The sequence below is a fragment of the Vibrio sinaloensis DSM 21326 genome (genome assembly GCF_000189275.1).
In the GTDB taxonomy this organism is placed as follows: domain Bacteria; phylum Pseudomonadota; class Gammaproteobacteria; order Enterobacterales; family Vibrionaceae; genus Vibrio; species Vibrio sinaloensis.
This window is the reverse complement of record NZ_AEVT01000108.1, coordinates 38,399-64,941: the sequence shown is the minus strand read 5'-3', so window position 1 is coordinate 64,941 and position 26,543 is coordinate 38,399. Positions and strand designations below refer to the sequence as shown.

General features: G+C 45.6%; 23 protein-coding genes. 16 read left to right on the top strand and 7 right to left on the bottom strand.

What is annotated here, in order from left to right; all coding sequences use genetic code 11:
• The first annotated feature begins 1 nt into the window (after position 1).
• The 5 genes from RH45_RS20250 to tatC all read left to right on the top strand — a co-directional run bounded on the left by RH45_RS20250 (position 2) and on the right by tatC (position 3,780).
• Positions 2-607, top strand: coding sequence for a ubiquinone biosynthesis accessory factor UbiJ (locus RH45_RS20250; RefSeq protein WP_008080926.1), 606 nt, complete (start codon positions 2-4; stop codon positions 605-607).
• Positions 604-2,238, top strand: coding sequence for a ubiquinone biosynthesis regulatory protein kinase UbiB (gene ubiB, locus RH45_RS20245; RefSeq protein WP_008080924.1), 1,635 nt, complete (start codon positions 604-606; stop codon positions 2,236-2,238). The genes RH45_RS20250 and ubiB overlap by 4 nt, the downstream gene beginning before the upstream one ends.
• 50 nt (positions 2,239-2,288) lie before the next feature.
• Positions 2,289-2,531, top strand: a complete 243-nt coding sequence (gene tatA / locus RH45_RS20240; protein ID WP_008080923.1) for a Sec-independent protein translocase subunit TatA — start codon at positions 2,289-2,291, stop codon at positions 2,529-2,531.
• Between the two features lie 3 nt (positions 2,532-2,534).
• Positions 2,535-2,963, top strand: a complete 429-nt coding sequence (gene tatB, locus RH45_RS20235) for a Sec-independent protein translocase protein TatB (protein WP_008080922.1) — start codon at positions 2,535-2,537, stop codon at positions 2,961-2,963.
• Positions 2,964-3,030: 67 nt separating this feature from the next.
• On the top strand, positions 3,031-3,780 hold the full coding sequence (gene tatC, locus RH45_RS20230; protein WP_008080921.1) for a twin-arginine translocase subunit TatC: 750 nt from the start codon (positions 3,031-3,033) through the stop codon (positions 3,778-3,780).
• A 324-nt stretch (positions 3,781-4,104) separates the two neighbouring features.
• On the opposite strand, the gene RH45_RS20225 is transcribed toward tatC, so the two are convergent.
• Entirely contained in the window at positions 4,105-4,866 is a 762-nt protein-coding gene (locus tag RH45_RS20225) for a TatD family hydrolase (RefSeq protein ID WP_008080918.1), read from the bottom strand.
• 149 nt (positions 4,867-5,015) lie between these two features.
• On the opposite strand from RH45_RS20225, the gene hemB reads away from it, so the two are divergent.
• The 4 genes from hemB (at position 5,016) to RH45_RS23915 (ending at position 10,225) form a co-directional block, all read left to right on the top strand.
• Entirely contained in the window at positions 5,016-6,065 is a 1,050-nt protein-coding gene (gene hemB / locus RH45_RS20220) for a porphobilinogen synthase (RefSeq protein ID WP_008080916.1), read from the top strand.
• Between the two features lie 67 nt (positions 6,066-6,132).
• A complete protein-coding gene (locus RH45_RS20215; protein WP_008080914.1) occupies positions 6,133-6,570 on the top strand; it encodes a GNAT family N-acetyltransferase in 438 nt (145 codons plus the stop codon).
• 624 nt (positions 6,571-7,194) lie between these two features.
• Positions 7,195-9,984, top strand: coding sequence for a DNA polymerase I (gene polA, locus RH45_RS20210; RefSeq protein ID WP_008080912.1), 2,790 nt, complete (start codon positions 7,195-7,197; stop codon positions 9,982-9,984).
• 193 nt (positions 9,985-10,177) lie between these two features.
• The gene (locus tag RH45_RS23915; RefSeq protein WP_438356636.1) at positions 10,178-10,225 is read left to right on the top strand and encodes a hypothetical protein; all 48 of its coding nucleotides are present in this window, start codon (positions 10,178-10,180) and stop codon (positions 10,223-10,225) included.
• Between the two features lie 489 nt (positions 10,226-10,714).
• Here the strand turns inward: RH45_RS23915 and yihA are convergent, their stop codons facing one another.
• Positions 10,715-11,380, bottom strand: a complete 666-nt coding sequence (yihA, locus tag RH45_RS20205; RefSeq protein WP_008080910.1) for a ribosome biogenesis GTP-binding protein YihA/YsxC — start codon at positions 11,378-11,380, stop codon at positions 10,715-10,717.
• A gap of 148 nt (positions 11,381-11,528) precedes the next feature.
• Here yihA and RH45_RS20200 point away from each other — a divergent pair, with 148 nt between their 5' ends.
• The 5 genes from RH45_RS20200 (at position 11,529) to hemN (ending at position 16,129) form a co-directional block, all read left to right on the top strand.
• Positions 11,529-12,146: a c-type cytochrome gene (locus tag RH45_RS20200; RefSeq protein WP_008080908.1), complete on the top strand. Its 618-nt coding sequence runs from the start codon at positions 11,529-11,531 to the stop codon at positions 12,144-12,146.
• A gap of 734 nt (positions 12,147-12,880) precedes the next feature.
• Positions 12,881-13,519: a class I SAM-dependent methyltransferase gene (locus tag RH45_RS20195; protein ID WP_008080904.1), complete on the top strand. Its 639-nt coding sequence runs from the start codon at positions 12,881-12,883 to the stop codon at positions 13,517-13,519.
• Entirely contained in the window at positions 13,519-14,058 is a 540-nt protein-coding gene (gene yihI / locus RH45_RS20190; protein ID WP_008080902.1) for a Der GTPase-activating protein YihI, read from the top strand. Before RH45_RS20195 ends, yihI begins: the two co-directional genes overlap by 1 nt.
• Positions 14,059-14,066: 8 nt before the next feature.
• Positions 14,067-14,555, top strand: a complete 489-nt coding sequence (locus RH45_RS20185; protein WP_008080900.1) for a DUF2489 domain-containing protein — start codon at positions 14,067-14,069, stop codon at positions 14,553-14,555.
• A 185-nt stretch (positions 14,556-14,740) separates the two neighbouring features.
• Positions 14,741-16,129 (top strand): oxygen-independent coproporphyrinogen III oxidase, encoded by a 1,389-nt coding sequence (gene hemN / locus RH45_RS20180; RefSeq protein WP_008080898.1) that lies wholly within the window; start codon positions 14,741-14,743, stop codon positions 16,127-16,129.
• A gap of 79 nt (positions 16,130-16,208) precedes the next feature.
• Here hemN and ilvY read toward each other — a convergent pair whose 3' ends face one another.
• Positions 16,209-17,099 carry an HTH-type transcriptional activator IlvY gene (gene ilvY, locus RH45_RS20175; protein WP_004745408.1) on the bottom strand — a complete coding sequence of 297 codons (891 nt, stop codon included), beginning with the start codon at positions 17,097-17,099 and terminating at the stop codon, positions 16,209-16,211.
• Positions 17,100-17,244: 145 nt separating this feature from the next.
• On the opposite strand from ilvY, the gene ilvC reads away from it, so the two are divergent.
• On the top strand, positions 17,245-18,729 hold the full coding sequence (ilvC, locus tag RH45_RS20170; protein WP_004745409.1) for a ketol-acid reductoisomerase: 1,485 nt from the start codon (positions 17,245-17,247) through the stop codon (positions 18,727-18,729).
• Positions 18,730-19,049: 320 nt separating this feature from the next.
• Here the strand turns inward: ilvC and ubiK are convergent, their stop codons facing one another.
• The 4 genes from ubiK to RH45_RS20150 form a co-directional block, all read right to left on the bottom strand.
• Positions 19,050-19,301, bottom strand: coding sequence for a ubiquinone biosynthesis accessory factor UbiK (gene ubiK, locus RH45_RS20165; protein ID WP_008080891.1), 252 nt, complete (start codon positions 19,299-19,301; stop codon positions 19,050-19,052).
• A gap of 145 nt (positions 19,302-19,446) precedes the next feature.
• A complete protein-coding gene (locus tag RH45_RS20160) occupies positions 19,447-22,569 on the bottom strand; it encodes a multidrug efflux RND transporter permease subunit (RefSeq protein WP_008080889.1) in 3,123 nt (1,040 codons plus the stop codon).
• A gap of 11 nt (positions 22,570-22,580) precedes the next feature.
• The gene (locus RH45_RS20155; protein WP_008080886.1) at positions 22,581-23,687 is read right to left on the bottom strand and encodes an efflux RND transporter periplasmic adaptor subunit; all 1,107 of its coding nucleotides are present in this window, start codon (positions 23,685-23,687) and stop codon (positions 22,581-22,583) included.
• Between the two features lie 18 nt (positions 23,688-23,705).
• Positions 23,706-24,287: a TetR/AcrR family transcriptional regulator gene (locus RH45_RS20150; protein ID WP_008080884.1), complete on the bottom strand. Its 582-nt coding sequence runs from the start codon at positions 24,285-24,287 to the stop codon at positions 23,706-23,708.
• Between the two features lie 199 nt (positions 24,288-24,486).
• On the opposite strand from RH45_RS20150, the gene rep reads away from it, so the two are divergent.
• Positions 24,487-26,505 carry a DNA helicase Rep gene (gene rep, locus RH45_RS20145; RefSeq protein ID WP_008080883.1) on the top strand — a complete coding sequence of 673 codons (2,019 nt, stop codon included), beginning with the start codon at positions 24,487-24,489 and terminating at the stop codon, positions 26,503-26,505.
• Positions 26,506-26,543 lie beyond the last annotated feature (38 nt).

Genomic DNA, 26,543 nt, shown 5'->3' with positions numbered 1-26,543 from the left:
TATGCCATTTGAACCCTTAGTAACCGCGGTGATCGAAACTTCATTAAATACCCTAATTAATGACGACCCTGAATTGGGTCGTCGTCTTGGGCGTTTAAAAGGTCAGGTCATTCAAGTTAACCTTAAAGAGCTCAATAAAACGTTAACTTTCGTGTTTAGTCAGCAAATTGATGTATTGGCGAATTATGAGGGGGATCCGGATTGTTACCTTTCTCTGAATTTGGCCGTTCTGCCTGAACTGCGCGACCAGTCCAATATTACTCAGCTGATCAAACAAGATAAGTTGGTTCTCGAAGGAGATATCCAACTGGCGCAAAAATTTTCCCAGCTCATGATGGACTGTAAACCTGACATCGAAGAATGGCTGTCTCGTGTGACAGGTGATGTGGTGGCCCATACCTTAGTGAAAGGTGCCAACAATTTTGGTCAATTTGTCTCTGGCCAAGCATCCAAACATCAGCGTCATTTAGGTCAGGTGCTGACTGAAGAGTGGCGTATGGCTCCAGCTCCGCTTGAAGTGGTCAACTTTTGCGATCAAGTGGATGAGGTGAAAAGTCAAACGGCTCGTCTTGAAGCGAGACTGAATCAGCTATTGGAGCGAGCATGACGCCAACTGAGTTACGCCGCCTTTATCGAATAACTAAGGTTCAGCTCGAATACGGTCTTGATGAGCTGTTGCCTAACCACCAACTAGCAAAAGCGCCTCTGATGGCGCGCAAAGGGCTATTTTGGATTAAAAATAAGCATCAAGATAAACAACTTGGTGAACGATTACGCCTCGCATTGCAAGAACTTGGTCCGGTATGGATTAAGTTTGGTCAAATGATGTCGACGCGACGTGACCTCTTTCCTGCTCACATTGCTGACCCTTTGGCGCTACTGCAAGATCAGGTGTCTCCGTTTGATGGGCAACTGGCCAAACAGCAGATTGAGCAGGCGCTGGGTGGCTCGCTTGAAACCTGGTTTGATGATTTTGACATTGAACCGCTAGCCTCCGCCTCGATTGCTCAAGTCCATACCGCGAAGGTCAAAGCCACTAACCAAGAAGTGGTATTAAAGGTCATTCGACCAGATATTCGCCCTGTCATTGATGCAGATCTAAAACTGATGTACCGAATGGCGCGTATAGTCGCCAAAGCACTTCCTGAAGCACGTCGTTTGAAACCGGTTGAAGTCGTCCGCGAATACGAAAAGACCTTGTTGGATGAGCTTGACCTTCGTCGTGAAGCAGCCAACGCCATTCAATTGCGTCGTAACTTTGAAGGCAGTGAAGAATTGTACGTTCCTGAAGTTTTAACCGACTTCAGTAATGAAACTGTCATGGTTTCTGAGCGAATATATGGCATCCAAGTTTCTGATATAGAAGGCTTGCGCGCAAACGGCACCAATATGAAGCTTCTGGCTGAACGCGGAGTGAGTGTGTTCTTCACTCAAGTGTTCCGGGATAGTTTCTTCCATGCAGATATGCATCCTGGCAATGTTTTTGTTGAACCAGAGCATCCAGAGAACCCGCGTTGGATTGGTCTTGATTGTGGCATTGTCGGTACGCTTAACAGTGAAGATAAGCGCTATCTAGCTGAGAACTTCCTTGCATTCTTCAACCGCGATTACCGACGAGTCGCTGAACTGCATGTTGAGTCTGGTTGGGTTCCACGTGAAACCAATGTGGATGAATTTGAGTTCGCTATCCGCATTGTGTGTGAGCCTATTTTTGCCAAGCCATTGTGTGAAATCTCATTTGGCCATGTATTACTGAACCTGTTTAACACCGCTCGACGCTTCAATATGGAAGTTCAGCCACAACTCGTTTTGTTGCAAAAAACGCTGTTGTACGTCGAAGGTTTGGGGCGTCAGTTGTACCCGCAGCTTGACCTTTGGGAAACGGCTAAACCATTCTTAGAAGAGTGGATGATGAATCAAGTCGGCCCTCAAGCTGTGATTAATGCGGTAAAAGATCGCGCGCCATTTTGGGCTGAGAAGTTACCTGAGCTACCTGAGCTTTTGTATGACAGCTTACGCCAAGGCAAGATGATGAATCAGCGCATGGATGACCTCTATCAAGGTTATCGTGCAAGCAAGCGTCAGCAAGCGACGGGGAAATTTTTATTTGGTGTTGGGGCCACATTAGTCGTATGCTCGGCAATATTGGTCAACAGCACTTATGAGCAACTTTCTATGGCTTGCGGCTTAGGCGGGGTCACATTTTGGTTGCTTAGTTGGCGAGCTTACCGTCGATAGACGTTAAACTCTTGAAATAAATTTGTTTAATAAGACCCGAGGTAAAAAGAATGGGTGGTATTAGTATTTGGCAACTTCTGATTATTGCTGTCATCGTCGTTCTACTATTTGGTACTAAGAAGCTACGTGGTATCGGTGGCGACCTAGGTGGTGCGGTAAAAGGTTTTAAGAAAGCAATGAGCGAAGATGAGTCTGATAAAGATAAAAAAGACGCAGACTTCGAACAGAAGAACCTAGAACAGCAGAAAACAGACGCTTCTGCTGACACTAAGAAAGACAAAGAGCAGGCGTAACACGTGTTTGATATCGGTTTTTGGGAACTGGTATTAATATCTGTCGTCGGGCTGGTGGTTCTTGGGCCAGAACGTTTGCCACATGCAATTCGCAGTGTCTCGAAATTTATAGGCGCGGCAAAAAATATGGCAAACAGTGTGAAAGATGAGCTTTCACATGAACTTAAGGTGCAAGAACTGCAAGAAAACCTGCGCAAAGCTGAGCAGATGGGAATGGAAGACCTTTCCCCAGAGTTGAAGTCTTCGGTTGAAGAACTCAAACAGGCTGCCCAAGATGTGCAACGCCCATATGCGAGCAAAAGCGACTCAGCAGCTCATGTTGCCGAGGATCAGAGCGAACCCGTTTCCGTTCAGAGTGCCAATGACTCAGCAGGTTCGGTGGAAAATTTAACGACTTCCACTGCACCACAGGCAGATAAAAAAGCCGAATAGTCTCGCATTAGGAGGAGCTACTCATTCAGTAGCTCCTTTTTAGATCTTTTAATAGTAAGAGGTTTCCATGTCTTCTGTAGAGCAGACACAGCCTTTGATCAGCCACCTACTTGAACTACGCAACCGCTTATTGCGCGCTATTCTAGCGGTGTTGGTTGTGTTTGTTGGCCTGATTTATTTTGCAAACGACATCTATGAATTTGTCTCTGCGCCTTTGGTAGAGCGTCTACCTGAAGGGGCGACCATGATTGCAACGGATGTTGCTTCGCCTTTCTTTACGCCATTGAAGTTAACGCTCATCGCGTCTATTTTCATTGCCGTTCCTTTTATCTTGTACCAGGTTTGGGCTTTTGTCGCCCCCGGTCTTTATAAGCATGAACGTCGCCTGATTATGCCGCTGATGTTTTCCAGCTCTATGCTGTTTTACTGTGGCGTTGCGTTTGCCTATTTTGTGGTGTTTCCGCTGGTGTTTGGCTTCTTTACTGCGATCTCATTAGGTGGTGTTGAGTTCGCAACCGATATTTCAAGTTACTTGGATTTCGTCTTAGCGCTGTTTCTAGCGTTTGGTATCGCATTTGAAGTACCTGTTGCCATCATTCTATTGTGTTGGACAGGGGCTACGAATCCAAAAAGCCTTAGTGAGAAAAGGCCATACATTATTGTTGGTGCCTTTATTGTCGGTATGATGCTGACACCGCCAGATATGATCTCGCAAACCTTGTTGGCGATCCCAATGTGTTTGCTGTTTGAGGTCGGATTGTTCTTTGCCCGTTTTTACGTTCGTAAAGATGAAGACGAGCAGGAAGAAGTCGAATAGAGAATGAACGAAACTGAAAAGGCTTGCCGATGTGGCAAGCCTTTCTTTTTTGGGACAGTTCAGTACGTCTAATCCAATTGTAGGTATCTACTTAACCTTAATCGTATGTCCACATTGAGAGCATATATAGATTTCTTTAATACCTAGCAACTTTTGCCAAAACGTACGGTGCTGTCTTTGTAAGTTACTACTATGGTTACACATTACAAGACGCCTTCTAATTATTGAGACGCAATATTAAACCAGTAGCATCATGAATTATAGTTATAAGTGAGATTCATATCACATTGTTGTGAAATTTAGTGCATTTACTAATGTTAATTTTCACAATAAGAAGAGGTTGTTAACGTTTTTATTTGTAATTTTATGGACGTCTTCAGTGGAGCAATTACGCAGATCCGCGATTCTTTGCGAGACTAAAGACACGTAAGCGGGCTCATTACGTTTACCTCGATGCGGCACTGGTGCTAAATAAGGGCTGTCCGTTTCGAGTATCACGTAGTCCATATCTAAGTGTGGGATGACCTTGTCCATGCCACCATTCTTAAAGGTAGAGACCCCACCGAGACCAAGATGAAAGCCAAGACCGTTTATTGCTTTTGCTTCTTTTAGGCTGCCACCAAAGCAATGAAAAACGCCGCGCAATGACCCATCTTGCTCTTTCTCAAGTAGACCGAGGGTCTCTTCGATTGAGTCTCGGGTATGGATCACGACGGGTAAGTTGAGTTCTTTAGCCCAGTTAAGCTGAGTGATGAATGCCATTTCTTGCTCGGCTTTATAGGTTTTATCCCAATAAAGGTCGATACCAATCTCGCCCACGGCAATAAAAGAGTGTTTCTCAAACCAAGCGCGGACGGTTTCTAGTGTTTGGTTTACGTTGGCATCAACGTAGCAGGGATGCAGTCCCATCATTGAGCGACAAATGTCCGGGTAAGCGGCTTCTGTTTGCAACATTGGTGCAATCGAATCGAGATCGATATTGGGCATCAAAATCCGTTCGACACCTTGCTGCAAGGCTCGCTGCACAACTTCATCACGGTCATTGTCAAATTCGCTAGCGTAGATATGGGCGTGGGTATCGATCATGATGCTTCTCTATATTGATTCGTTGCGGCCAAGTATACGGCAGTGTGAGCTTTTGGTCATTTTCCGTATTTTTGTGGTCTGTCGCTGGTGTCTATGGCTTGGGGTGATATTATTCGATTCAAGCACTTTCACCACACAAGGAGAACAGAGTGTCCGTTTCTATTCAAGGTCAATTCCCTGGCCGTCGTATGCGCCGTATGCGTAAGCATGACTTTAGCCGTCGTCTGATGGCAGAAAATCAAGTGACTGTTAACGATCTGATTTACCCGATGTTTATTTTGATGGGGAAAGATCGTCGTGAAACGGTAGAGTCTATGCCAGGTGTCGAGCGATTATCGATTGACTTGATGTTGGAAGAAGCGCAATACCTAGCGCAGTTAGGTGTGCCTGCGATTGCTTTGTTCCCTGTGGTTAATCAAGATGCAAAGAGCCTTTGCGCGGCGGAAGCGTACAATCCCGAAGGCTTGGTTCAGCGTGCCGTTCGTTCACTGAAAGAGCATGTACCTGAAATAGGGGTGATTACCGATGTGGCTTTAGACCCATTTACCACCCATGGTCAAGATGGCATCATCGATGAAGATGGTTATGTGCTAAACGATGAAACGACCAAAGTATTAGTCAAGCAAGCACTGTCTCACGCTGAGGCGGGTGCAGATGTGGTTGCCCCGTCAGACATGATGGATGGTCGTATTGGCGCGATTCGAGAAGCTCTAGAAAACGCCGGTCATATCAATACCCAAATCATGGCGTACTCTGCTAAGTACGCGTCTTGTTACTACGGGCCTTTCCGTGATGCTGTCGGTAGTGCGAGCAACCTAAAAGGTGGCAACAAGAAAAATTACCAAATGGATCCAGCTAACAGCGACGAAGCCATCCATGAGGTAGCGATGGATGTTAACGAAGGCGCAGACATGGTTATGGTTAAACCAGGTATGCCATATCTAGATATTGTGCGCCGTGTAAAGTCTGAGTTGCAGGTTCCAACCTTTGCTTATCAGGTTTCCGGTGAGTATGCCATGCATAAGGCGGCGTTTGCTAACGGTTGGCTTAAAGAGCGCGATACCGTTATGGAGTCTCTGTTATGCTTTAAGCGCGCGGGCGCCGATGGCATTCTTACGTACTTTGCTAAGGATGTCGCTGAGTGGCTAGCAGAAGAGAATGCACAAGCGGCTGCGTACTTAAAACACAGCGAAGAATAAAAGCTGTAAATAGAGAAGTGTTGAAAGGCTGGCGTATGTCAGCCTTTTTTAGTTTTGGAGATATATCGTGAGCATTACTTATCGTGAAGGGACATTAGCCGAGTGTGTCCAAGTGGTGGAACAGATCAAAGAGTTTAGCCACAAAGAGACGGTCGAGAGTTTAGCGGCTCGTCTCGAAGGCAAGCCGTGTTTTCTGATTCAAGTGGCTCAAGAAGGTGAAAATCTGTTGGGTTTTAAAATTGGTTATCAGTTGGATAACGATACCTTCTATAGCTGGTTTGGAGGTGTTTCTTCATTGGCGCGCAATAAAGGTGTTGCTCAATCACTGCTCGAAATACAAGAACAGTGGGTCAGGCAGCATGGATATAAGTGGCTAAAAGTGAAATCGAGAAACCAGTTTCCAGCCATGTTGAGGTTACTGATTAGAAATGGTTATTTTATTGAAAAATTTGAAGAAAAAGACGTATTGCTTGATTGTCGAATTCACTTTGTGAAGCAGTTATAGCACTGTCATAAAAATTAAATGAGATTTTTTCTCATTTAGGTGTTGACGAGATAAATGAGAATGGTTATTATTTATATCGTCTTAGGGAATGAGAGAAGTTCACAAGGACGTAGAGTTACCAGATTCAAATTGGAGACGGTGATGACACTGAACTTAATCGAACTTGCACGAGTTCTTTTTGACACGACATTGCTCACATTGCTTCCAGTGTAATTTATAGCTTTATGGCAAAGCACTTTATTCACCTGAATTCGCTTTGACCCCTTTTTGCTAGGCGACATCGTTAGATGTCGCTTTTTTTATGCCTGTCATTTTTTATCGAATAAAAGGTCATCAATAGTCTTGTCCACATGACAAGATCGTTTTTAGATCGATCTGTATAAGATCGATCTGATGTTAATTTCTTTTATTACAATAAGTTAACTAAAAAAGTTTCTGTAAGTAGACAACATTCATATCTTGTGGATAAATTATATAAACAGAGTTATCCACAGTGGTTTGCGCAACGAGAGCAAACAATCAGCAAATGTGTGAGTGGTGTCCCCGGAGTTAAAATGGATTCACTGTAAGAGTCATGGCATCCTAGGCAGATCTTTTTGCATTTTCTTTGGATACGTAAAGACTATGGCTCATATTCCTGATAATCCGTTGATTTTGATCGACGGTTCTTCTTACCTCTATCGCGCGTTTCACGCCTACCCAGGCACCATGAGTAATGGCGATATTCCAACTAATGCTGTGTATGGTGTGGTTAACATGCTACGTAGCATGATGCGTCAATTTGCATCCGAGCGAATAGCAGTGGTGTTTGATGCGAAAGGTAAAACTTTCCGTGACGACATGTATCCAGAGTACAAAGCAAATCGTCCGCCAATGCCCGATGATCTGCGTTGTCAAATTGAGCCTCTACACAATGTCATCCGTGCAATGGGCTTACCACTTATCTGTATTCCGGGCGTTGAGGCCGATGATGTGATTGGTACATTGGCTTACCAGGCTTCTCAATCAGGCATGCCTGTATTGATCAGTACCGGTGATAAAGATATGGCTCAGTTGGTGGATGATAACATCACACTGATCAATACCATGACCAACGTGGTGATGGATAGAGAAGGTGTTGTCGAGAAGTTTGGGATTCCACCTGAGCTGATCATCGATTACCTCGCATTAATGGGCGATAAGGTGGATAACATTCCGGGTGTTCCGGGAGTAGGTGATAAGACGGCAACCGCTCTACTGCGAGGTATAGGCGGTCTCGATAAGCTGTATGAAAATCTTGATGATATAGCACCGCTCGGTTTTCGTGGCTCGAAAACCATGGCTAAAAAGCTGGTTGATAACAAAGAAAATGCTCAGCTTTCGTATGAACTGGCAACCATTAAGCTTGATGTTGAACTAGAAGAGACGCCGGAGTCTCTACTAAAAGCAGAACCGAACAAAGATGAGTTGATCAAACTGTACGGCCAGTTGGTGTTCAAATCTTGGTTGAATGAATTGTTGGATGGTGGAAGCGGAGTGGTGGAAGCCGACGAGAAGTCAGCTAACACAGCGTCTTCTGCAAGCCCAGCTGTCGATATGGATACTTCTGCGGTGACAATCGATCGCAGTCAGTACGAAACCATTCTAGATGAAGCAAGTTTTAACGCATGGCTAGAGAAGCTCAAAGCAGCGGATGTGTTTGCCTTCGATACTGAAACGGACAGTTTAGACTACATGGTTGCAAACCTTGTGGGCCTTTCGTTTGCGACTGAAGAAGGTGTAGCTGCGTACGTTCCTGTTGCTCATGATTACTTAGATGCACCTGCGCAGTTAGATCGTGATTGGGTGCTAGAGCAGCTAAAACCCATTCTAGAAGATGATGCTCAAGCGAAAGTGGGTCAAAACCTCAAATATGATGCCAGTGTATTAGCGCGCTACGGCATAGAAATGAAAGGTATCAAACACGACACCATGCTGGCTTCATACGTCTATAACAGCGTGGGTGGTAAGCATGATATGGACAGTTTGGCACTGCGCTTCTTGCAACACAGCTGCATCTCATTTGAGCAGATTGCCGGTAAAGGCAAGAAGCAACTGACCTTCAATCAAATTGAGCTTGATGAAGCATCACCGTATGCCGCAGAAGATGCGGATGTGACGCTTCGACTACACAATCGCTTGATGGAAAATATCGATCAAGACGAGAAGCTTAAAGCCATCTATCAAGAGATAGAAGTACCATTGGTTCCTGTTCTTTCTCGCATTGAACGTACTGGTGTTCTGATTGATGACATGAAGCTATCGGCTCAGTCGCAAGAGATTGCTCAACGGCTAGATGAGTTAGAGCAGAAAGCGTATGAGATTGCTGAGCAAGAGTTCAACATGAACTCACCAAAACAGTTACAAGCAATTTTGTTTGAGAAGATGGGGCTTCCTGTGATCAAGAAGACGCCATCAGGTACACCGTCGACCAATGAAGAAGTTCTGCAAGAGCTGGCACTAGACTACCCGCTACCTAAGCTGATTTTAGAGTACCGCGGTTTAGCTAAGCTCAAGTCGACTTATACCGATAAGTTGCCTAAGATGATCAACCCAGAAACGGGTCGTGTGCATACCTCTTATCATCAAGCCGTGACTGCGACAGGACGTTTGTCATCCACCGATCCTAACCTGCAGAATATTCCAATTCGTAACGATGAAGGACGTCGTATTCGTCAAGCCTTTATCGCCCCGCACGGCTATAAAATCATGGCTGTCGACTACTCTCAGATCGAGTTGCGTATTATGGCGCACCTATCCGGAGATCAGGCGTTACTTGATGCCTTCCAACAAGGAAAAGATATCCATGCAGCGACTGCAGCCGAGATCATGGGGACGACCATTGATCAAGTGAGCTCAGAGCAACGTCGCCGTGCTAAAGCGGTTAACTTTGGCTTGATCTACGGCATGAGTGCATTTGGTTTGGCGAAACAGTTAGGTATTCCTCGCGGTGAAGCGCAAGATTACATGAATAAGTACTTTGAGCGTTATCCGGGCGTTATGCAGTACATGGAAGATACCCGTAGTGCCGCGGCTGACCAAGGTTATGTCGAAACCATTTTTGGTCGCCGTTTGCACCTACCAGAAATCAAATCGCGTAACGGCATGCGTCGTAAAGCGGCGGAACGTGCGGCCATCAACGCACCGATGCAAGGCACTGCGGCTGATATCATTAAGAAAGCCATGCTGTTGGTCGATGAGTGGATTCAAGCCGAAGGGCAGGGACGAGTGAAACTTCTGATGCAGGTGCACGATGAACTGGTATTTGAAGTGGAAGAGTCATCATTAGCCGAAATTGAAAGTAAAGTACAACAATTGATGGAGTCGGCAGCCGATCTCGACGTACCTTTGGTTGCTGAAGCGGGCCATGGAGACAACTGGGATCAGGCTCACTAGACAAAAAATAGCCTATTTACATCAAATAACATGAGCCAGCGCACAAACACTGGCTTTTTTTTATCTATAAATAAGTATCTGTAACTCAAGATGAACTGTTGTTTAATAAAATTTTAATGAAAAAAACTTACAAAAGTTGTTTTCATTTCTGACCAATTGTTGTACATTAATCTGCGTAGGGTACAGAGGTAAGATGTTCTATCTTTCAGACCTTTTGTTTCACGTTATTGGATTAGGCTGATTCAGCCGCCCCAGTCAGTTTTTGACTGGGGCGTTTTTTATTGTATAAACAAAAAGTTATCTTCATGGTTTCCACATGAATTTCCCTTATTGTCTTATTTGAATTCTCTTCTTCGCGCTTTCTGCCCATCTTATTACGCTGAACGGCGGTTTGTAACTTTCTAGAAAAATGTAACAAAATACCAATCACACTTTGGTTATTTCAGATAAAGAATCAAACCTGATTTTGTTGCGGCAGCGGCAATGCATTTGGTTGGAAATTGGTTATTTTTCAACAATCTAAGTTTTATTTTTGTTGAGTTTAAATGAGAGAGAAGGATAGGTCTGCGGAATTGCATTGTGGCTAAGGATGAGGAATCATCTGGCGCATAATAATTATTACCTCCTATTTCTCTCCCGTTACCCCGCCAAGAAAGGTGGGGTTTTTTATGCCTGTTACAAAAAGCCCTGCCTAATTGGCAGGGCTCGATGTCATTAGGCTGTGATGGTGTTACTCGACTTGATCGTCAAGGTTCTCGTCATCGATGATGTCATCCGCGATTTGTTCTGCAACCGCTGGAGCAAACCACTCATCTAACTTGCTACGCAGCACATCAACCCCAATCCCTTTTAAAGAAGAGAAGGCTGCGACGCTGACATCGCCACCAAAACCCACAGCATCTTTCTTAATCTTGAGTACCTGAGCCTTGCGAGCGCCACTTTTTAGTTTGTCGGCTTTGGTTAGCAGTACCTGCACTGGGATACCGCTGTCGACAGCCCAAAAGATAAGCTGCTGGTCTAAGTCTTTCATTGGATGGCGAATATCCATCAGAACTACTAGGCCTTTCAGGCTCTGGCGTTTTTGTAGGTATTCACCTAGCGACTTTTGCCATTTCTTCTTCATCTCAAGTGGAACTTGAGCGAAACCGTAGCCTGGTAAGTCGACGATATGACAGCCATCAGTGACCTTGAACAAGTTAATTAACTGTGTTCGACCAGGTGTTTTACTGGTTTTCGCTAGACTGCGCTGGTTAGTCAGGCGATTTAGAGAGCTAGATTTGCCCGCATTGGAGCGTCCTGCAAACGCAACTTCGATACCTTCATCTTCTGGCAAGTGACGAATATCAGGTGCACTCGTGATGAAATGGGTGTTTTGATAATGAATTTTTACGCTCACTGTTAACTCCATCTCGACTTTGTGTAGTCGATTGATTACTTTTTTGTGAAATTGTGTAAAATAACCGTGCTCGGCATAAGGTCGCCTATTGTACCATGAGTGGCAACGCAGAGTGGTACCGGAAGCTTGATAATTATAATGGAATGTCATGAAGAAATTAGCGCTAATCTTGAGTCTTTTAGCCAGCTGCTCTGTATGGGCCCAAGGCAGTATTGAAGCTGGTAAAGCAAAATCTCAAACCTGTGTTGCCTGCCATGGTGCTGATGGCAACAGTCAACTCGCTATGTACCCTAAACTAGCAGGTCAGCATGCTAAGTATATTGAGAAGCAACTTAGAGATCTGAAATTGGGTATGACTAGCAATGGTAAACAAGGTCGCATGGATCCTGTGATGAGTGGCATGGCTATGCCGCTGTCTGAACAAGATATGCAAGACCTAGCTGCGTACTACGCATCGCTACCTATTTCACACAATACAACGCCTGAAAATGTTGTTGATGCGGGTAAAGTGCTTTACACCGCAGGTGATGCTGAGCGTGGTCTAACAGCATGTATCGCTTGTCACGGCCCACGTGGTAACGGTACTGAACTTTCTGGCTTCCCTAAGATCTCTGGCCAGCATGCTGATTACATTAAATCTCAGCTTGAAAAATTCCGTGATGGCACTCGTGGTAACGACATGAACGCAATGATGCGTGATATCGCGAAGAAGCTAACGGATGAAGATATCGATACTCTTTCTAAATACGTTGGTGGCCTACACTAAGCCCTACAAATTTGTTCGAGCAACTAGTTGTATTGAAAAAGCCCAGAGATTTCTCTGGGCTTTTTCGTATGACGAGGATCTCAGTGGGCAATGGGTTAGTGTGCTCTGTATGTCTCAGTAGTATGTAAGAGATTTGCCATACTTTAGTACCTTTATTTCTCGCGCCATTTCTTAAGTTTCTGAAAAATATGGATATGTTTTGGATAGGGTAAATTAGTGCTTATTTTTTGTAGAACGCGGATTGTGCACTTTGGGCAAAACGGTAAAGTGTAGTTATCGGCAGGACGCTGAATCAGGATTTTAGACTAGGAAGTCTCCAGGGAAGCAAGCGCGGAGTCGCTTGGTGATAGCAGGAAGCTGGGTAGGTAGGAAGCCTACTGGATAGGGATGGTCGCCTTGTCTAATGGTTTAAGACAGCGAAACGGATCAGGTTAAGGATTAACCCAGGTAGCAGGAAGTAAAAGGAAAGCCAAAACTCACCAGGATGGTGGCAAACAACACCTTTTGCAGGGAAAGCACCAAAAACAAATGGAATATTGATGCACTAACATCAGTGCAACACAGTTTGGCCGTCAGGCATTTAGAAAGCGATAGGTAGCCCTATCGCTTTTTTTATACGCCTTCTTTAATTTTAAGCGGGTTAATTTGCTCGAATCGATGATTATTTGCACAATAGTGCTCCACTCTAACCTCAGTTTCTGGTATGTTTCGCATCCCTGTTTAAGGATGTCATCATGCATACATGCCCCCTTTGCCAAAGCGTAGATACACAGCACTACTTTGAAGATAAGCGTCGAGAGTATCTTCAATGCATACAATGCGAACTGGTGTTTGTTAATCCAGACCAAAGGTTGGATGCGCAGCAAGAGAAAGCACACTATGATTTGCATGATAATAATCCCCAAGATGCCGGTTATCGACGCTTTTTATCTCGGGTTGCTGACCCCATATTAGAGCGTATCGAGCCTAATTCTGATGGGATAGATTTTGGATGTGGCCCCGGTCCAACCTTGTCACTGATGTTGGAAGAACAAGGTCACACCATGAGCTTGTACGATATCTACTACCACCCAAATAGAGAGGTGTTAGCCAAATCGTATGACTTTATGACTGCCACTGAGGTGATTGAGCATCTATACGCTCCAAACACAGTATGGCAGCAATGGTTGAATTTAGTTAAGCCCGGTGGCTGGATTGGTCTGATGACCAAGATGGTCATTGATATTGAGGCGTTTGCTAAGTGGCATTACAAGAATGATCCCACTCATGTGGTTTTCTTTAGCCGTAAGACGTTTCAATTTTTGGCAGAGCGGGATCAGCTCGAGCTTGAATTTATAGGTAATGATGTAATTTTACTGAGGAAAGCCCAGTAATGAGCCGTAGTAAAAAAGTAAGATCCGGTGGCAACCTTGATGTCGTCGTCGTGCGCAACCGCACTCAATCAGACGTTGAAGGACGCCTGCGTAAGAAAGAGAAAAAGCGTAAAGGCCTGAAAACAGGTAACCGCAACTCAGATGCGAAAACGGAAAAACAGCGTGCCGCTGGTCAACAGCGCGACCCGCGTTTAGGCAGTAAGAAAAAAATTCCGCTGACTATCGAACCACAAAAGAAACCAACTAAGGCTGAGCGTCGTATGAGTGCTGAGCAGGAGTTGGAGATGCTGGAAAACGATGCACAACTGAATGTGTTGCTTGACCGTATCGAAGAGGGTGAAAACTTGGGTGCAGGTCTGCAGAGGTATGTGGACGAGAAGCTTGCACGCATTGAAGTCCTTATGAAGCAACTTGGCATCTATGAAGATGATGAGCCGCAGTCTCCTGCTGAAAGTGAGTCGAACGAGTATAAAGCTAGCTCAGATGATGACTTACTGAATCAGTTTGAAGATTTAGACTTAGACCAATTTAAAGGATAGTTGAGCCCATGAGTGTAACCTTATTAGCCATTGTAGGTGGAGTGATTATCCTCGGCTTAGCGTCTTATGCAGGTTACCTTCTGCTCCAACTTAAGAAGCAAAAGGAGTTGCAGCTGCAGCATCAAAAGTTAGCGATTGAAAAACGTAACGCTAACATCTTTGAAAGTGTGCACGTGCTTTGCTTGGCAGGGATTCAAGGTCAATGTGATTTATCAGAAATCAGCATTCGCCTATATAACATCATGGATTATGTCCAAGGTGATGATCGCGTTGATTTCGACCAAGAGTATCCGGCGACGGCTGAACTGTTCCATATTGTAAAAGATATGGCGCGTGGTGAAGATCGCCAGAACTTGGGTAAGAAAGAACGTATGAAGCAGAACCTTGAACGTCACAAAGCTGAGTCTCGCCTAGAGAGTGCCATTATTGAAGAGCTAAAGTCGCTGCAGACTAAGGTTCAGCCCCTCAACAACCAAATCAACATTCAGATGATCTAAGTTGAGGTTTTTATAGCTCGATCGCTTACACTTATGGGGTAGTGATCGAGTTATCAATTCTGAGTATTGCTACTGAAAAAGCGGCTAGGCCAGCAACGAGTTCAACTTAGCTGTGGCAAAATAGCCTGCTTATTACAGAGGCTTTTAAGCCCAAACAAGCAATACAGCCCAACGGAAATAGCAACATGTCGCAGCCTGTCGTCGCAAGCCAACAAATTGTCTGGGATCAAGCGGTACTGGATAAGTACAACTATTCAGGTCCTCGTTATACTTCATACCCGACCGCGTTAGAGTTTCACGAAGCGTTTACCGTCGCTGACTATGACATGGCGTGTACGCAATACCCGGAGCGACCACTCTCGCTTTATATCCACATCCCGTTTTGTCATAAGCTTTGTTACTACTGTGGTTGTAACAAGGTTATTACTCGTCATGCACATAAAGCCGATGAGTACCTTGATGTTCTGGAGTTGGAAATTCGCACTCGAGCCGCTCTGCTACAAGAGCGCAAAGTCACTCAACTCCACTTCGGTGGTGGTACTCCTACCTTTTTGACCAAAGCGCAGATCAGTCGCCTGATGGCCATTCTTCGTGGTGAGTTTGACTTTGAGAATGACGCTGAAATCAGTATTGAGGTAGACCCGCGTGAAATCGAGCTAGATGTGCTGGATCACTTGCGTGGTGAAGGTTTCAACCGTCTGAGTATTGGTGTACAGGACTTCAATAAAGAAGTGCAAAAATTGGTCAACCGAGAGCAAGACGAAGAGTTTATCTTCGCTATGGTTGAACGAGCGAAACAACTGGGTTTCCGCTCAACTAACTTAGATCTTATCTATGGGTTACCTAAACAGACGCAAACCCGTTTTGCAGAGACATTGCAGCAAGTTCTAAAGATGGAGCCGGGGCGTTTATCTATCTTTAATTACGCTCATATGCCACAGCTGTTTGCGGCTCAACGTAAAATTAAAGATGAAGATTTACCCGTTGCTGAAGAGAAAATGGCGATCTTGCAAGATACCATCGCGACATTGACCAATGCTGGGTACCAGTTTATCGGTATGGACCACTTTGCCCAGCCTGATGATGAGCTAGCGGTGGCGCAGCGCAATGGCATTTTGCACCGTAACTTCCAAGGTTATACCACGCAAGGTGAGGCTGACTTAGTCGGTTTTGGGGTGTCGGCGATCTCGATGATTGGTGACGCGTACGCGCAAAACCAAAAAGAACTCAAGAAGTACTACGCACAAGTGAGTGAGCAGCGTCATGCTTTGTGGAAAGGAGTCGCTTTGGATAGTGATGACTTACTTCGACGTGAGGTGATTAAGCAGCTTATCTGTAATTTTAAGCTGGATAAGACGACGATTGAGTCGGAATTCCAAGTAACGTTTAACGACTACTTTAACGAAGATCTACAGCTTCTGCAGACATTCATTAATGACCAACTTGTTGAAGTGGACGACAAAGAAATTCGCGTAACACTACGCGGACGCTTGCTGATCCGTAATATCTGTATGTGCTTTGATAAGTATTTACGAGCTAAAGCGCGTCAGCAGCAGTTCTCTCGCGTTATCTAAATTTTCTTCGTATTTTGAAGCCACTGCTTTCCTTTATTGGTGGAAAGCGGTGGCTTTGTTGTATCTGAAGGTTGCAAAGCTATGGGGCGATGTAAGTATCGTGCGCCATTTCCCATAGAGCTTTAACTAATGGGTTATCGAGTTGCGAGCGTTTGCAGCACACCCCGAGTTTAAACGGCTTAATTGAAGCGACCTTTAAGCGCTCGATTTTTTCTTTTACTGGGCTGTTGTTGATCACCACATCGGGGGCGATTCCCACGCCGCAGCCAAGTGCAACCATACTGACGATGGCTTCATGACCAGAGACTTGAGCGTAGATGTTGGGCTTGATCTTCATTGCCTTAAACCAAGCGTTGGCACGGTCTCGGGCGGTACCTGACTCGGGAACGATAAAGGGAATCGTCGACCAATCCGGCTGCTCTTTTTGCAGCTCCTTGGCAAAATTACTTACCCCGACCGGAGCAATCACGGAAAGGGGAATTTCACTGATGGTCTCAAACTCGATTCGAGCGGGCAGTTGTTCGGGTTGGGCGGAAATTGCGATATCCACTTCATCGCTCAGTACCTTGTTGATTGCTTGTGCCGGATCTCCGGTTGAAAGCTTAAATTCAATAAACGGGTGCTGAAGACGGAATTCTGACAATAATTCAGGCAAATGGCTGTAACTGGCCGTCACTGAGCAAAAGAGACGAATTTCACCTTTCAGTTCTTCTTCATGGCCTTTGAGTTGGGCATTGTAGTTTTGCCACTCACCAAGAATGTTTAACGCCACCGGCAGAAGCTTTTTTGCAGCAGGGGTCAGCTCAACGCTGCGGTTGTCTCGCACGAACAGTACTTGAGCAGTGTCACTTTCCAGTTTTTGTATCTGTCGACTCAGGGCCGACGGGCTAATATGCATCGCCGAAGCTGTCTTTGCGAAGCTCTTACTATCACACAGATGAATGAACAACTGCAGACACTTAATGTTCATGAAATAGTCACATCCTTGTTGCACTAATTGCAATTACTAATTGTGAATATATCACTTTAAGCAACTAAATACCTGTTTTAGTATGGACTCATTCGGTACCCAAGCTACCGACCTCAACGGAAAAATTCTTTAAAGGAGCGCCCTTATGGCTAACTATTTCAACACTTTAAACCTACGCGAGCAGCTAGACCAACTAGGTCGTTGTCGTTTTATGGATCGCAGCGAGTTCGCAACTGAAGCTGATTACCTGAAAGGTAAGAAAGTGGTGATTGTTGGTTGTGGTGCTCAAGGCCTAAACCAAGGTCTAAACATGCGTGACTCTGGTCTAAACGTAGCGTACGCACTACGTCAGGCGGCAATTGACGAGCAGCGTCAATCTTACAAAAACGCAAAAGAAAACGGTTTTGAAGTAGCAAGCTACGAAACGCTAATCCCTGAAGCAGACCTAGTAATCAACCTGACTCCAGACAAGCAGCACACCAACGTTGTAGAAACGGTAATGCCGCTAATGAAAGAAGGCGCTGCACTAGGTTACTCACACGGCTTCAACGTTGTTGAAGAAGGTATGCAAATCCGTAAAGACTTAACCGTAGTTATGGTTGCACCTAAGTGTCCAGGTACTGAAGTACGTGAAGAATACAAACGTGGCTTCGGTGTACCAACGCTAATCGCAGTTCACCCAGAGAACGATCCAAAAGGTGAAGGTTGGGATATCGCGAAAGCGTGGGCAGCAGGCACAGGCGGTCATCGCGCAGGTTGTCTAGAGTCTTCATTTGTAGCGGAAGTTAAATCTGACCTAATGGGTGAGCAAACTATCCTATGTGGCATGCTACAAGCGGGTTCTATTGTTTCTTACGAGAAGATGGTTGCTGACGGTATCGATCCAAGCTATGCAGGTAAACTTCTACAGTACGGTTGGGAAACTATCACGGAAGCACTGAAGTTCGGTGGCATCACGCACATGATGGACCGTCTATCAAACCCAGCGAAAATCAAAGCATTTGAACTGTCTGAAGAGCTAAAAGAGCTAATGCGTCCGCTATACAACAAGCACATGGACGACATCATCACTGGTGAGTTCTCAAGCACCATGATGGCTGACTGGGCGAACGATGACGCAAACCTACTAGGCTGGCGTGAAGAGACAGGCGAAACCGCATTTGAAAACTACCCAGCAGGCGATATCGAAATCTCTGAGCAAGAGTACTTCGACAACGGCATCCTACTAGTAGCAATGGTTCGTGCAGGTGTTGAGCTGGCGTTCGAAGCGATGACAGCATCAGGCATCATTGATGAGTCAGCGTACTACGAGTCACTACACGAGCTTCCACTAATCGCAAACACAGTAGCACGTAAGCGTCTATACGAAATGAACGTAGTAATCTCTGATACGGCAGAATACGGTAACTACCTGTTCGCTAATGTAGCAACACCGCTACTACGCGAAAAGTTCATGCCTTCAGTAGGTACAGACGTTATCGGTAAGGGGCTAGGCGAAACGTCTAACCAGGTAGATAACGCAACGCTAATCGCAGTGAACGATACAATTCGTAACCACCCAGTTGAGTACATTGGTGAAGAGCTACGTGGTTACATGACAGATATGAAGAACATCGCGGTAGGCGGCTAATTGCTTGCCTTAAGGCTTAAGGTCGGTGTCGAAGGTGCTCATTTGCTATCGCAAACTCCGCGCCTTCTCCTAGAAATAAAACCTTAATTCTTCGTAATGCACTAACCTAGGTTAGGAAAGAACTCCAGGCAGACTGGGGTAATAAATACAAAATAAAACACAACATCTAATTAAAAGGCTTGGTCTCCGTTGACCAAGCCTTTTTGTTTTTGGTGGTAATCGGCCGCGTCTTTGAGGGGGCGTTCTCGCTTGGTCATTGGCTGGCAAATAAAAAGGGCCGACGTTTGTACGTCAGCCCTTAGAACTTTTTGCCTTTCTGCTTACTTATCCGCTAGCTTCTCTTCGAGATCAGAGAGTTTCTTTTCCATCTCTGTGAGCTTCTGGCGAGTGCGCAGCAGCACTTGAGTCTGAACATCAAACTCTTCGCGACTGACTACGTCTAGTTTATTGAGTTGGCCTTGGATGACTTGGCGAACTTTTTGGTCAACGTCTGCACCTAGCTCTTTTACCGGTGCTGGCATTGAATCATGAATTTGTTTAGCGATTTGCTCTAGTTTCTTTGGGTCAAACATGTGACTAAAACTCCTTTCGATTTGCCCTCATTCTATGTAATTGATACGGGAAAGTCGCTACTTCGATAGCAAAAATTCGAAGCAAAGACGTTGAATGGCAGGCAATAAAAAAGGCCACCGAAGTGGCCTTTTAAATCACAACAGATTATTTGTTTTCTGCAAGCTCACGATGTGCTGCTTTTGCTTCATCAACACGAGCCAGTTTCTCCAAGTCTTTGTCTTCAACAAACACTGGTAACGGTTTGTGTTTTTCCGCTAAGTAGCTGTAGATAACAGGCAGAACAAACAGCGTAAAGATAGTACCGATTGCCAAACCGGCAACGATAACAATACCAATACTAAAGCGCTGTGCTGCACCTGCGCCACTTGCATACATCAGTGGGATAAGGCCAGCAATCATCGCTGCTGTGGTCATTAGGATTGGGCGTAAACGTACTTTTGCCGCTTCCATCACCGCTTCTGTTTTACTCAGTTTATTGTGCAACTGCTCTTCTTTAGCCACTTCACAGATCAAGATACCGTGCTTGGTGATCAGACCAACCAGAGTAATCAGACCAACCTGAGAGTAGATGTTCATCGTTGCTGCACCCCAAGCAAGCGCAATCAGGGCACCACATATTGCGAGAGGAACCGACACCATGATGACCAATGGATCTTTCAATGACTCGAACTGAATCGCGAGAACCAAGAAGATGATCGCTAGAGCCAGACCGAAGGTTGCGTACAGTGCACTGCCTTCTGTCACGTACTGGCGAGCTTCGCCCATGTAGTCATGGTTGTAGCCACTTGGTAGCTTGCTCGCTGCGATGTCTTCAAACCACGCAATCGCATCGCCCATCGCAGAACCTGGCGCTGGTACGGCACCTACGGTTGCTGAGTTCAACTGGTTGAAGTGAGGAAGAGAGCGAGGCTCCGCCACGACATCAATAGTGATCAAGCTGCCTAGAGGTACGGCTTTACCATCCGCACTGCGTACATAGTAGTTATTCATTGATTCAGGGTTTAGACGCCATTTACGTTCTACCTGAGGAATAACTTCGTACGAGCGACCATTTAGGTCGATACGGTTTACGTAGCCATCTGCCATCATGGTTGACAGCGTGATACCAATATCTTGCATGGTGACGCCATACGCACCCGCCTTATCTTTGTCGATGCTGATTTTCATCGTCGCAGAATCGTAGTTCAGATCAAGATCTGAGTAGACGAACATCGGGCTAGATTTCACTTCAGTCAGTACATCCGTCGCAATAGAGAACAGGCTCTCAAACGCGTTAGGTGTGGTAATGACAAACTGAATTGGTAGACCAGAACCAGCACCTGGTAATTCTGGCATCTGGAAGGCTGTTACCGCCATGCCAGGAACGTTACCGACTAGACCACCTACGCGGTTAGCGACTTCCGACTGGCTCGCTTCTCGTTCACTCCATGGCACCATCGAGGCAATACCAAAGGCTTGGTTCGAGTTAGGCACACCAGTAAACACCTGAGCATAAGCAACTTCTGGCTGATCTGACAGAATGGTATTGACGTCGTTCATGGTGTTCTGCATGAAATCTAGGTTCGCATTCGACGGTGCCGTACCTAGTAGCATGATCACGCCTTTATCTTCCGACGGAGCCAGTTCACTTGGGATAAACTTGAACAGCATTGGCAAGCTGCCAAATACGATCACGGCAAATGCAATCACTACCGGACGATGCTGCATAACGGCGCTAAGCATTTTAGCGTAGCGGTTAGTCATACCATCAAGAACGTGGTGAACTTTCTGTTCAAACTTGCTTGGCTCTTCGTTGGCCTTCAGCATTTTTGAACACATCATTGGCGATAATGTCAGTGCCACGATACCCGAAACGAATACTGAACCCGCTAGGGTTAAAGCAAACTCTTTGAACAGCGAGCCTGTGATACCACCCATTAATGCGATTGGCGCATATACCGCACCCAGCGTCAACGTCATTGCGATAACCGGTACCGCGATTTCGCGTGTACCAATGATCGCCGCGCGGAATGGTGATTCACCCAGCTTAATGTGACGGTCGACGTTCTCAAGAACAACGATCGCATCATCAACCACAAGGCCGATGGCGAGAACCATTGCCAGAAGCGTCATTAAGTTCCATGAGAAACCCATTCCCTGCATCACCATTGCCACACCAATCAAAGACAGTGGGATAGTTACGATAGGGATGATTACTGCACGGAATGAACCTAGGAACAGCGTAATTACAACCAGTACAATCAGTGCTGCTTCAACGATGGTTTTGATTACTTCGTTGATCGACTCATTGATTGCGATTGTTGAGTCGTACATCACGTTCATCTTGATCGTACTTGGCAGGTTGCGCTCTAGTTGAGGCAGTAGTTCAAGTACGTCTGCTGCGATATTGATTGGGTTAGCACTTGGCGCAGCGTTGATGGCTGCAACAACCGCTTCCTGACCATTCGCACTTGCGCGATAGACATCGTGACTCTTCTCTAGCGTGACCTTGGCGATGTCGCTTAGACGAGTAATACTGCCTTCGTCAGAGCTCACCACTAGGTTTTCAAGTTCTTCTACGTTCGAGATTTGAGTGTCTGCAGTACCATTGTAAAGAACGAACTCACCGATTGCCTGACCTGTTGCTGACTGGTAGTTGTTAGCATTAAGCACATTCATTACGTCGGTTGCGGTCAAGCCTAGCGCCGCCATCTTGGCAGGATCTAGCCAAATACGCAGTGCGTACTTCATACCACCGTATAGATCGACCTTGGATACACCGTTTACAGTGAACAGCTGAGGGTTGATTACACGTTCTAGGTAGTCAGTAATCTGGCTTGAAGACAACTCATCGCTGGTAAAGCCGATGTAAAGCACCGCAGTTGTCGAACCAGTCGACATCGTTACCGTTGGGTCTTCCGCTTCTTTTGGAAGCTGAGAACGTACCGAGTTGGTTTTGGCCAGAATGTCAGATAGTGCTGCATTCGGGTCGGTATTCAACTTCATGTTAACGGTAATGGTAGAACTGCCCAATACCGACGATGAAGTCATATAGTCGATATTGTCTGCCTGCGCGACGGCCTGCTCCAGGGGCTGAGTAATAAAGCCTTGGATCAGATCGGCACTGGCACCGTAGTAACTGGTTGTAACCGTTACTACTGTGTTTGTCATTTCAGGGTATTCGCGAACCTGCATCTTGAACACCGCTTGTAAACCAAGCAGGGCGATCAAGAAACTGATCGATACCGCTAAAACTGGACGTTTAATAAAAACATCAGTAAAGCGCATGAGGCCTCCAATTACAGCATTGGTGTTTCAGCTGGTGGAGTAGTCGCATCGCTTTCTACTACACGAACTTTCGCATCGTTACTTAGACGAACTTGACCAGATGTCACCACGATGTCACCCGGTTTAACGCCTTCTAAGATGTGTGCGATGTCTGCTGTACGTTCACCAACCTTAACAACACTCTGCTTAACGCGTTTTTCACCATCGACGTCTGTTACGATGTAGACGTTATCGCCATACAGAGTAAAGGTAATCGCGGTTTGCGGTAGCGTTACTTGATTTTCTAACTTAGGCAAAATGATGTTGGCGCGCGCGAACATACCGCTACGCAGTTTCCCATCACTGTTTGGAATGTCTGCTTGGACTTGAATCAGACCGCTTTGAACGTTAACCGCAGGCTCGATTGCCGAAATAGAACCTTGGAAAGGGCGCTCTGGGTATGCATCGACGAAGATGTCGATTGCTTGGCCAATGCTGATGCGAGAAATGTCGGTTTGTGGAACCGTGAAACGCAGGCGCATAACGCTTGTATCTTCCAAACGAACAATATCAGTACCAGCTTGCAGGTACTGACCTAGGTAAACATTACGAATACCCACAACGCCAGCAAATGGTGCTTTGATTTCACGGCGGTCAATCGATGCTTTTAGGCTCTCAATGTCTGCTTGAAGTGAGAAGTAGTTAGCTTCTGCTTCATCGTACGCTTCTTTTGAGATAGAGCCTTTATTGTATAGACCTTGGTAACGTTTGTATTTTGCTTGAGCTGCAGGCAGCTTCGCTTGAGTACTTTTTAGATTTGCTTTCTCAACGGCGGAATCTAGCAATACCAAAGATTGGCCTTCTTCTACCTGAGTGCCTGAATCAAAAGTAATCTCATCGATCACACCACTGGTTTCGTTGGCAACGGTCACACCTTGGTTCGGTTCGATGAAGCCAATCGCTTCGATTACAGGAACCCAGTCTACTGGCTGGACTTCGGTAACCGTCACAGGAAACTCTGGCTCAGGGAGATTCGCCATGTACTCAGCGATCTTCTGCTGCTTGATTAGATTGAAACCTATCACACTGCCAAACAGCAGTATCGCGATAAGTAACATAAAGAAAGTCCACTTTTTCATTCTTACTAGAACTCCAAGTTAATGTTGAATTATTGCATCCCAACTGGCTTCAATCGCAGCGTCGAGCGCTTTTTCATCCAGTTGATAAAACCCCAAAGCATGCTTGCGAGAGAGTGCGACACTCGCCTCGAAGCTTAGCCCCGATAAAATTTCGTTATCTAATGGCTTAAAGATTCCTTGCTCTTTGCCTTGCACGAACAAGCGATCAACTTGGGCAAACATTTCTCGCTCAAGTTCCCGAGTGTTGCGCTTATTTGCACAGGGTAAAGACTCATATTGAACGCGATTGCTTATGGTATCAATATTGGATGCTGCTAGATTCCATATATTGAGCCACATAGTTCGATAGCGTTCTTTTAACGGCATATCGTCGCTAACTCCCGCTTGAACGGCTGTCGCAATACGCTGTACCACCATTAAACGTACTTCATCGAGGAGGTGCTCTTTATCTGAGAAATAACGATAGATAGTGCCTGCAGCCACGCCCGCTTCTTTTGCCAGCTTGTGCATGGATAGGCCCTGAAAGCCAGACTCCGCAATCAGCTTTTCAGCCGCCGCCAAAATTTGCTCGCGCTTATCTACTTGGCTGTTACTGGACATGATCCCACCACCAATGAATGAACGTTCATTCATTATAGCCTAACTACTATACAGTTGTGCAATAAAGTATTTAAATTAATCAGCAAAATTTATTGTGATTAAGAAAATACGGAAGCGTAAATGCTTTACGATTAACAATAGCAATCGATCTGTAGCACCATTATTATATGCGCCACCTTTTTTCGCCTTTGAGACACCTATGAAGCTGAACCCTAGACAAGATGAAGCCGTTAAATATGTATCAGGACCATGCCTTGTACTGGCCGGTGCTGGTTCAGGTAAAACTCGTGTAATTACCAATAAGATTGCTTACCTGGTTCAGCAGTGTGGCTACAAAGCGCGAAACATTGCGGCAGTAACCTTTACCAACAAGGCCGCGCGTGAAATGAAAGAGCGTGTTGGACAGACGTTAGGTAAGAATGAAGCCAAAGGGTTGATGGTATCGACATTCCATACACTGGGTCTGACTATCATAAAACGAGAGTATAAGGCGCTGGGTCTTAAGTCAGGTTTCTCGCTTTTTGATGATCAAGACCAGTTGGCGCTGCTCAAAGAGCTGACGGAGAAACAGCTCGATGGTGACAAAGATTTGCTGCGTAGCTTGTTGAGTGCGATTTCCAACTGGAAAAATGACATGCTGACGCCAGACCAGGTTAAAGCGCAAGCAAAAGGTGAACAGCAACAGTTATTTGCATTCTGCTTTGAGATGTACCAGAAACAAATGAAGGCTTATAACGCTCTCGATTTCGATGACTTGATTGCGTTACCCGTTCTATTGCTGCGCACTAATGAAGAGGTTCGCCAGCGCTGGCAGAATCGGATTCGTTACTTGTTGGTCGACGAGTACCAAGATACCAACACCAGTCAATACGAATTGGTGAAGTTAATTGTTGGTGAGCGTGGGCGTTTGACTGTCGTAGGGGATGATGATCAATCGATCTACTCTTGGCGAGGTGCGAAGCCGCAGAACCTAGTGCTACTTGGTGAAGATTACCCCAGCTTACGTTTGATTAAGCTTGAGCAGAATTACCGTTCAACCAGCCGCATTTTGCGCGCGGCGAACATTCTGATTGCAAACAACCCCCACGTATATGAGAAGTCGCTCTTCTCTGAGATTCCAGATGGTGAGAAGCTCAAAGTATTGCTGGCTAAAAATGAAGAGCATGAAGCTGAACGGGTAACGGGTGAACTGATTGCTCACAAGTTTTTAAATCGCACCGAATATAAAGATTATGCGATCTTATATAGAGGTAACCATCAATCACGCTTGATCGAAAAATCGCTGATGCAAAACCGCGTGCCTTATAAATTGTCAGGCGGGACATCTTTCTTCGCACGAGCAGAGATCAAAGACATCATGGCTTACTTACGCGTGCTGGTAAATCCAGATGACGACAATGCGTTTTTGCGTATTGTTAATACGCCAAGGCGTGAAATTGGCCCAGTAACGTTGGAAAAACTGGGCAGTTACGCCAATATGCGCGGCAAAAGCTTATTTGAAGCAAGTTTTGAACTTGGACTCGAGCAAAGCTTGTCTGGTCGGGGGCTTGAAAACTTGCGTCGATTCACTGCGTGGCTGGTAAAAATTGCTGACCAAGCGGAGCGCGGTGATACGGTTGAAGCGGTGCGCTCATTGGTGCGAGATATTAACTACGAAGATTGGCTGTACGAAACGTCTTCGAGTCCGAAAGCGGCAGAAATGCGAATGAAGAACGTGTCCGACCTTTACTCTTGGATCGTGGCCGATTTGGAAGGTGACAACTATGACCAAGAAGAGAAGACCATTAAAGAAGTCGTTCAACGCCTAACCTTGCGCGATATGATGGAACGCGGGGAAGAGGACGATGACAGCGATGCAGTTCAACTAATGACGCTGCATGCGTCAAAAGGTTTGGAGTTTCCTTATGTGTATCTGATTGGCTCTGAGGAAGGCATTTTGCCGCACCAGACCAGTATCGATGAGGATAATGTCGAGGAAGAGCGTCGCCTAATGTATGTCGGTATCACTCGAGCTCAGCGTGAATTGACCTTCACTATGTGTAAAGAGCGCCGTCAATTTGGTGAGTTGATCAAACCGACTCAAAGCCGCTTCCTTGATGAATTACCTTTTGATGACGTTGAGTGGGAGGCAACCAAGAAGCCACAATCTGCCGAAGAGCGAATGGCAAAAGGGCAGGCACATATCGCTAATCTAAAGGCTATGTTTAATAAGAACTAAAAACAAAAAAGGCTTGGTGTTTACCAAGCCTTTTCTCT